Origin of the sequence: Flavobacterium sp., from assembly GCF_044368625.1 — a bacterium.
Lineage (GTDB): Bacteria > Bacteroidota > Bacteroidia > Flavobacteriales > Flavobacteriaceae > Flavobacterium.
Window position 1 is genome coordinate 1 of sequence record NZ_JBIPPD010000156.1, and the last position, 8012, is coordinate 8012.

The 8012-nt window shown below is 34.0% G+C and carries 10 protein-coding genes and 3 tRNA genes; 9 read left to right on the forward strand and 4 right to left on the reverse strand.

The window, feature by feature from the left end; all coding sequences use genetic code 11:
• From ACIQ2X_RS11465 to ACIQ2X_RS11475, 3 genes are all read left to right on the forward strand, one after another.
• A partial coding sequence (locus ACIQ2X_RS11465; RefSeq protein ID WP_396179057.1) for an AI-2E family transporter occupies window positions 1–688 on the forward strand: 688 nt, incomplete at its 5' end.
• Window position 689: 1 nt separating this feature from the next.
• The gene (locus ACIQ2X_RS11470; protein WP_396179058.1) at window positions 690–1865 is read left to right on the forward strand and encodes a class I SAM-dependent methyltransferase; all 1176 of its coding nucleotides are present in this window, start codon (window positions 690–692) and stop codon (window positions 1863–1865) included.
• 5 nt (window positions 1866–1870) lie between these two features.
• Complete coding sequence (locus tag ACIQ2X_RS11475) at window positions 1871–2443, forward strand: hypothetical protein (protein ID WP_396179059.1); 573 nt, start codon at window positions 1871–1873, stop codon at window positions 2441–2443.
• On the opposite strand, the gene ACIQ2X_RS11480 is transcribed toward ACIQ2X_RS11475, so the two are convergent.
• Window positions 2440–3078 carry a M15 family metallopeptidase gene (locus ACIQ2X_RS11480; RefSeq protein WP_396179060.1) on the reverse strand — a complete coding sequence of 213 codons (639 nt, stop codon included), beginning with the start codon at window positions 3076–3078 and terminating at the stop codon, window positions 2440–2442. The genes ACIQ2X_RS11475 and ACIQ2X_RS11480 overlap by 4 nt on opposite strands.
• A 227-nt stretch (window positions 3079–3305) precedes the next feature.
• Here ACIQ2X_RS11480 and ACIQ2X_RS11485 point away from each other — a divergent pair.
• From ACIQ2X_RS11485 to ACIQ2X_RS11495, 3 genes are all read left to right on the forward strand, one after another.
• Window positions 3306–3392 (forward strand) — tRNA-Ser (locus ACIQ2X_RS11485).
• Between the two features lie 11 nt (window positions 3393–3403).
• Window positions 3404–3478: transfer RNA gene (locus ACIQ2X_RS11490), tRNA-Pro, on the forward strand.
• Between the two features lie 28 nt (window positions 3479–3506).
• Window positions 3507–3580: transfer RNA gene (locus tag ACIQ2X_RS11495), tRNA-Arg, on the forward strand.
• A gap of 90 nt (window positions 3581–3670) precedes the next feature.
• Here the strand turns inward: ACIQ2X_RS11495 and ACIQ2X_RS11500 are convergent.
• The 3 genes from ACIQ2X_RS11500 to ACIQ2X_RS11510 all read right to left on the reverse strand — a co-directional run bounded on the left by ACIQ2X_RS11500 (window position 3671) and on the right by ACIQ2X_RS11510 (window position 5613).
• A complete protein-coding gene (locus ACIQ2X_RS11500) occupies window positions 3671–4111 on the reverse strand; it encodes a hypothetical protein (protein ID WP_396179061.1) in 441 nt (146 codons plus the stop codon).
• Window positions 4112–4212: 101 nt separating this feature from the next.
• Entirely contained in the window at window positions 4213–4614 is a 402-nt protein-coding gene (locus ACIQ2X_RS11505) for a hypothetical protein (protein WP_396179062.1), read from the reverse strand.
• 57 nt (window positions 4615–4671) lie between these two features.
• A complete protein-coding gene (locus ACIQ2X_RS11510) occupies window positions 4672–5613 on the reverse strand; it encodes a hypothetical protein (protein WP_396179063.1) in 942 nt (313 codons plus the stop codon).
• Between the two features lie 237 nt (window positions 5614–5850).
• Here ACIQ2X_RS11510 and ACIQ2X_RS11515 point away from each other — a divergent pair, with 237 nt between their 5' ends.
• From ACIQ2X_RS11515 to ACIQ2X_RS11525, 3 genes are all read left to right on the forward strand, one after another.
• Entirely contained in the window at window positions 5851–6435 is a 585-nt protein-coding gene (locus ACIQ2X_RS11515) for a fasciclin domain-containing protein (protein ID WP_396179064.1), read from the forward strand.
• Window positions 6436–6644: 209 nt separating this feature from the next.
• On the forward strand, window positions 6645–6902 hold the full coding sequence (locus ACIQ2X_RS11520) for a hypothetical protein (protein WP_396179065.1): 258 nt from the start codon (window positions 6645–6647) through the stop codon (window positions 6900–6902).
• Window positions 6903–7056: 154 nt separating this feature from the next.
• Window positions 7057–7743, forward strand: a complete 687-nt coding sequence (locus ACIQ2X_RS11525; protein ID WP_396179066.1) for an OmpW family protein — start codon at window positions 7057–7059, stop codon at window positions 7741–7743.
• The last annotated feature ends 269 nt before the right edge of the window (window positions 7744–8012 follow it).

The window sequence follows — 8012 nt, forward strand, 5'->3', positions numbered from 1 at the left end:
CACATCTAAGCTCGATTTCAGGTTTATACCTAATTTTTTAAACGGCATTTTATCCACCGTTAGCAGTTTCGGTATGGGATTGGCCTCGGTTTTATTCATCACATTTTTCTTTTTGAAGGACCGCGTCCTTTTTTCAAGAATGATCAACATTACACTTCCCGAACAGCATGCAGACCGAATTTTAAGTTCACTAGACAAAATAAATCACCTCTTGTCGCGCTACTTTATTGGCTTACTGATCCAACTGTTTATCGTGTTTGTCTTGTACCTCATTGTTTTATTAATTTTTGGGGTTGAAAATGCCTTTGTGATTGCTTTTTTATGTGCAGTTCTCAATATTATTCCGTACGTTGGACCATTAATTGCTTCGGTTTTAGCAGCCGTATTAACAATGATTAGTAATCTGGATGCCGACTTTCAAAGCGAAATTTTGCCTACAACTATTTATGTATTGATAGGATTTTGGTTGGTGCAAGTAATCGACAACAACTTATCGCAACCTTATATTTTTTCAAGTAGCGTCAATTCACATCCGTTAGAAATATTTTTGGTTATTTTAATCGCAGGATTCTTATTTGGAATTATGGGAATGATTATCGCAGTACCGCTTTATACAATTTTGAAAGTTGTGGGCAAAGAGTTTTTTACGGACAACAAAATAGTTCGAATTTTGACTAAAAACATTTGATTTGTACAACTCAATTTTACAAAAAGAAGTTCAAGAGTTTATCAACACTCATCTTTTTGATGATGTGCGTTTATTGGCATTAAAGAAAAATCTCTTTCCAACAATAGATTATAAAGTTTTGCTGAATCAAATCGTTGCGAAAAGTAAGTCGAAGGATAAATTGCCGACATGGTTTTCAACAGAAGGAATTATTTTTCCTGAGAAAGTTTCTATTGAGCAAACATCCTCCGAAAAAACGGCCGAATTTAAAGCTTCCATTGTTTCAGGGGAACGCTTAATTGACCTCACAGGTGGTTTCGGGGTTGACGATTATTATTTTGCTAAAACCTTAAAAAATGTTGTTTACTGCGAAATTAACGATGACCTTTTTAAGATTGCCAAACACAATGCCGAAAAACTAGGCGTTCAAAACATTACCCATGTTTCTGGAGATAGCTTTGATTATTTACAAAATTCAAATCAGCATTTGGATTGGATCTATATCGATCCTTCCCGACGTAATGCTTTAAAAGGAAAAGTTTTCTTACTTGCCGATTGTATACCCAATGTACCTGAACTTTTGGATTTTTATTTTACAAAATCAAATCAAATTTTGTTAAAAGTAGCTCCTTTACTGGATATTACTTCGGCTGTTCGTGAATTGAAATTTGTCAAAAAAATCCATATTGTTTCGGTCGATAACGAAGTGAAAGAATTACTTTTTTCTCTTGAAAAAAATTACAAAGGTACAATTGCAATTCATGCTGTAGATTTTGGAAAAAAGCAGAGCCATTTCGAGGCTACTCTCGAAGAGGAAACGCCAGATTTGCATTTTGGTTTGCCCAAAAAATACCTGTATGAGCCCAACAGTTCCGTGATGAAAACAGGTAGTTTCGATTTGATCAGCAGCCGTTTCAAATTGGCCAAATTGAACCCCAATACCCATTTGTACACCTCCGATGAGTTGATTGAATTTCCAGGTAGGATATTCAAAGTTGATGAAAAAATTACCTACACAAAAGAACATTTGAAACACCATTTTCAGAACCAGAAGTGGAACATTACTACTCGAAATTTTACTGAAACCGTTGAAAATATTCGCAAGAAATGGAAAATTAAAGACGGCGGAACACGTTATAGCTTTTTTACAACTGATCTTAATAATCAAAAAATTGTATTACTTTGCACCAAAATTTAGCACCTATGAAAATCGTTTTTTTAGTAATCAGTTTATTTGTCACCACACTTACTTTTGCACAAAAAGACTGTGAATTTACCACCAACATCAACGATAGTATCGGAAGTTACAAGGAAACAGTCGCCGTATTGATGCATGAAAAAGTATTTGGGGGAAAATCGACTTACATTTTCTTTTCCTTAATCAATAATGATGAAACCCCACTTTTAAAAATGCAAAAAATAGTAAAAAGCGACGGTTTTATCGGAGCCCAATGTTTGGACAACCAATCCAAGATTTACTTGCAATTGCAAAATGGCAAAATTGTAACATTGGTGAACAGTGATCAAGAAAGTTGCGGCAATCTGATTCGTTTGGAAGACCAAAAATTAAGTACGCGTATTCTTTCTGCTAATTTTTTGTTTTTGAAAGGAAGTTTTGAAGATTTAAAAACCTCCCCTATTTCAATTATTCGAATACGTTTTGCCACCGAAACAGAAGATATTGTGGTAAAAAAAGAACTTCTTTCTGAATTGACAAATCAAACCTCAAATCCTGAGAATTATTTTATAGAAAATATTAATTGCGTGGTCAACTAATTGCATCCCCAATTAAAGTTCGAAACTTTTTCGCCCAAAGCACCTTTAAAATCGTAATGCCACCATTCCGATTCCAAGGCTTTAAAGCCATTTACTTCCATAACTTTCCGAAGTAATTTTCTGTTTTTTCGGATTGCTCTGTCCAGCTTTTTAAACGAATGCGAGGCTTCTTCGCCAAAGAAATCGAAATCGGTTCCAAAATCAACGGCAGTTCCGTCGGAATCAATTAAAGCAATATCAACCGCTCCTCCCCGATTATGTATAGAACCTTTGGCAGGATTGGCAACATACGAAGGATTGGGTACCATTTGCCACATTCGTTTTTGAATGGATAACGGCCGATAGCAATCGAAGATTTTGATGGTATAACCCAACTTTTGAAATTCTACATTAGCAGCAATTAATGCCTTCACTGTTTTTAAACGCAAATAGCATTCGGCACAATCGTAGACTTTTGCTTTCAGAAAATTATTTTCAGTAGCATACCGCATGTCATACACAAAATCCGTACTGTAATCCTTTAAATTTACGAACGTAGAATCGGAAACTGGACGATCGATTTGTTGTGCAAAAGCTGGATGTATATTCAAAATTAGTACTGAAAATATAAAAAAGAAAAGATGTAGTAATTTCATAAAAGCTCGAATTAAGTTCTAAATATACAACATTTGATGCAAAGCGTTTAAAGAATTTAACTTTGAATATTGACATGGCACTATTGGTTAAATAGTATTTCATTGATACTTAGTTATTTTGAAATTTGCGTTAAAATATTTTGTAAAAAATCATATTTTTAGTTGTGAAATAGATAATGTTAACTTACATTTGCAACCGCTTAAAAGATGTATGCTCATTGAGTATTGGAGAGTTGCCTGAGCGGCCGAAAGGACTTGTTTGCTAAACAAGCGTATGGGAAACTGTACCAAGGGTTCGAATCCCTTACTCTCCGCTTTTACTTTTCGGGGTGTAGCGTAGCCCGGTTATCGCGCCTGCTTTGGGAGCAGGAGGTCGCAGGTTCGAATCCTGCCACCCCGACACTTAAGTTTTTACACTAGTTGTAAATGGACGCATAGCTCAGCTGGATAGAGCACCTGCCTTCTAAGCAGGCGGTCGAAGGTTCGAATCCTTCTGCGTTCACTTAAAACCTTATAATCTGATGATTGTAAGGTTTTTTTGTGTAAAATTGTATCCATTTTCCGGCAGATACGATCGAAATGTGTACCGTTCTTATTCTGATGCTTTTGTATAAGTTACCACATCATAAAAATCGGTTCCACTTCTTTTAGATCCAATTTCCAATTGGGTTTCTGTAAGTTTCAATACATACAAATCAGTTTGTAGTAAAAAATCTTGGGTTGTTGGCGGCGGATTTTCTCCTACAATTACAATTTCACTAGTTAAAGTATTGAATTTTATCTTGTTACCTTTAACGGTATAAGTCCCTGTTGTTTGATAAGTATTGTTAGCATTGCTGTCGCACGTATTTCCCGAGTGTAAGTCGATATAAGTTCCGTCTTCGTTGAGTACCAGATTATTTTGATTGTCGCAATAATAAAACTTGTTCCATTTTGCATATAGCAAAGACGGGTTAACTGTTAGAGTACTATCGTTTGATGACGAACAAGAGGTCAAAAGTACAAGCGCGACGAGTACTTGAAGTGTTTTCATTTTATATTTTTTACAAACATTTAGGAAGCAAATAGTTGATTTTGAACTCAAATTTAATTATTTGGTAGTTTAAAAAAAATTAAAACCACAAAAAATTTTTATCAAACAATTCCTTTTTCAATCATTTCCAGCATCACGTTAGAAGCATTTTTAAACGTTGGGGCTTGTTCTACGATACTTCCTACATTTTTTTTATTTACTTTAAAAGTGATGTCTTTTTCGGTAGTAAAAAGTAATGCGGTGAGAAACGGACTCTTAATAAAGGAACTTAAAATCATAAACGCTTCATCAACGGTATGAAAGCTCTCAATTTCCTCTGTCTTGTACTTAGATGTAAAAACCATATTATACCCACCTGATTCTAAAATATTCAGATGAACGTAAATGTTTCGAAGATCGGTATCTCCCATTGTTTTTGCTAAAGTAAGTTTGGCAAATGTACCTTGTTCGATACTTTGCTTTACATGTTCATAGAATTCGATAAAAACAGGCTGGTATTGCATTTTATATGTTTTTTATTAGTAAAATTTCACTTTGTAGTACAGTTTCTTGAAACCAATTTATTTGAGTTGAAATGATTTTATTAACTTTTTAAAAATCAATAAATTAGATTCAAAATTATCCGTGGACGAACCGTATAGAATGTAATAACTATCATCGGTAAACAACATTACTTGATAAGCTTGTTCTTTAATTCCTGTTTTCCGATTAACCCCTTCTGCAGTAATTTCAAAACCCTGTAAACCATTGATTTCTATCGGAAGTGTTTCAATTATTTTGGTTATTTGAACGGGTAATGTTTTAATGCGATTGATGGCATATTCTTTTTTATCAATAATTGCCACTTTTGAAAAAGCTTTGGCAAGTACTAACGACGATTTATCCAAAGATTCCGATGGTACTTTCCCGTCTCGGTTGTAAATCAACATATTGGACATACTTTTGGCAAAAATAAAATCGGTGCCTGTTGTATTTATTTCAAAATCAACTGTATCCAAGGGTGTTAGTATTTTTGTGGGGTCATAAACAGCGGATAAAAGCGCCTTTTTTACCAATTGTTCCAGCTCCATATTGCCTTTTGGAACAATTCCGTTGATGAGTATAGACTCACTTTCGGTGCCAAAAGCCAAGGAATATTTAATAAAATCAATGCCATAAGCTGTTTGTTCTCCCTTAATTAACAAACCGGATAGACCGTTCAAAATAATACTTTCAATATTTTCAACACGAACGCCTTGTTTAAGCAAGTTTTCCTCGGTTAACCCTCCTGTAACTTTAGAAAATGGCCCCGGAACATCTAAAGCCATAATGCTTGAATTGGTTTCTACTTGTTGAAATCCCATAAAGCTATTAGCGATTGAAAAGCCTTCCGGGAGTATCATGTGTATTTTAGAACCTCTTATTTCTTGATGATTGGCAGTTATGTTAGTAGTTAAAATGGTTTGCCCAAAGAATAAAAATGATTGTAAAAAGAAGAATACTGCTATGAATGTTTTTTTCATGAATATGCATTAGATTGAGAAAAGCAATTTTGTCAAAAATAATGAAAAAAAATCAAATTTAGATTCCTCCTTTTCCAGCAATAAATCAATAAATAGTTGTAACTGATTTTTGGTTTGTATTTGTTACTCCATCGTTCCTTTTTAAAAAGCCAAAATTTGTTTAATGTTTTGTTAATTATATTAAACAATATAAATAATTTGTATCTTTGTGCTCTAACAATTAAAAAAAATACACTTATGAAATTAGTTAAAACATTTGCAGCCGTAGTGCTTTTTGGATTAGTGGCAACTTCTTGTAAAAAAGAAACTACAGAAACCACCGAAACCACTACAGACACCATTACAACTGTAGAACCGGAAGTAGCTGTTACAACACCAAACATTGTAGAAGTGGCTTCAGGAAATGAAAATTTTAGCACACTTGTTGCGGCTGTTACAGCGGCAGGACTTGGAGAAACACTCAGTGGTGAAGGACCTTTTACAGTATTCGCTCCAACAAATGACGCGTTCGCAAAACTACCAGCAGGTACGGTAGAGACATTGTTGAAAGCAGAAAATATTGAAAAATTGAAATCTATCTTGACCTACCACGTAGTTTCTGGAAAATTTGATGCAGCAACAGTTATTGATGCAATCAAAACCAATAATAACAAATACACGGTAACCACAGTTCAAGGCGCTAAAATTGATTTGAGTTTGAAAGACGATAAAGTAATTTTAACTGACGCAACTGGAGCAACATCGACAGTAGTGATGCCAGACGTAGCAGCTTCAAACGGAATTATTCATGCAATTGATGCAGTAGTAATGCCTACAAAATAAGGTTAATTAGTAGTTCGGAAAAAGCCGCTTTCTTTAAGTAGATAGTGGCTTTTTTTTGTTTCAGAATTATCGATTTCAATTCATTAGTAAAATCTTTTGCAGTAAAATATAGCCTTACAAATTTTAAAGTAAAAAAGTGGTAGGATTATCATGCTCTTTACTCGTGTGTCAAATATTTAAATTGTAAATTTGAATTAAAACAAATACAAATGAAAAAGAACAGTTTTTCCAAACTAGACGATCAAGCACTTTTGACTAAGTTAAAATTAGTACAAGGTGTTTTATTGGGATTTAGCCTCTTATATGCTATCATCATACTTGTTTTATTGTACCTGTTTTTCAACAGAAATTTCGGTCAATTATCAGTAGCTATTTTTGTACCAATTATTGTTTTACCAGCCGTATTCTCTCCTTTACTAATCAGTTTCAGTATGCTTAAAAAAGAAAAAACGGCTCGAAATTTATAAACTTTAATGAGCCTTTTTTTTTATTTTTTTAAAAGAAATTCAATCAGTACGGACTATTTATTCCGCACATAAAACTTCAAGAACAATGATTTTTATCAGTTTTGAGTTGCAAATTCAACTGTAAATTTGACTCATAATTCAAAACACAATAATCATGAAAAAAGTTCTTTTTGCCGTAATGGCTCTGTCATTATTCGGCGTAAATGTTTCAACCGCACAAGATGAATCAAAATCAGATGAATTCAAGAGATGGCAAGTTAGAGTTCGAGGCGTAGGAGTTGTTCCAACCGAGAGTGCCAAAATTGGTATCATTGGTGGTGATGTTAAAGTAACCGAAACCTTTATTCCTGAATTGGATTTTACTTATTTCTTTACTAAAAACATTGCAGCCGAATTAATTTTAGGAACAACCAAGCACGAGGTGCAAACGATGCATTCTGATATTTCTGCTGTTGGCGGTTCAACAAATGCTTCAGTTGACTTGGGAAGTGTGTACCTGTTACCTCCTACGCTAACTTTGCAATACCATTTTTTACCCGATCAAAAAAATATCTTCAAACCGTATGTAGGAGCCGGTGTCAATTATACTATTTTTTACAACGCAAAACCAGGTACTGTTGTAAAAGGAATTGAATATGAAAATGCCTTAGGCTTCGCTGCTCAATTTGGGTTCGATTTGATGCTAAATGATACTTTTTTTATCAACGTCGATGCCAAACGATTGTTTCTTAGTACTGATGTAACTGTTGATGCTTCAAATCTTGCTGCTGGTTTATCGATTCCGGCAGAGGTAACTTTGGATCCATGGTTATTGGGATTTGGCGTGGGAATGAAATTCTAAATACAATATTTTTACTCTACAAAAGCCGCTTCAAGTCAATTGAAACGGCTTTTTCTATTTAAGAATGGTAGAACACAATTATGCAGTTAAATGTTACAATTTTTGCAGAATGTATTTTTGAAGCTCCTTTTTTGAACTTTTATTTGAATTTTTCTCAATCAATCCCAAACATTATGATAAATCAATACTTTTGATTAAATTTGCCTTACCTTCTTAAAAAAGAATTATTATGACAAAAACGCAAAGCCAAAAGGAGATTTCATTCGAAG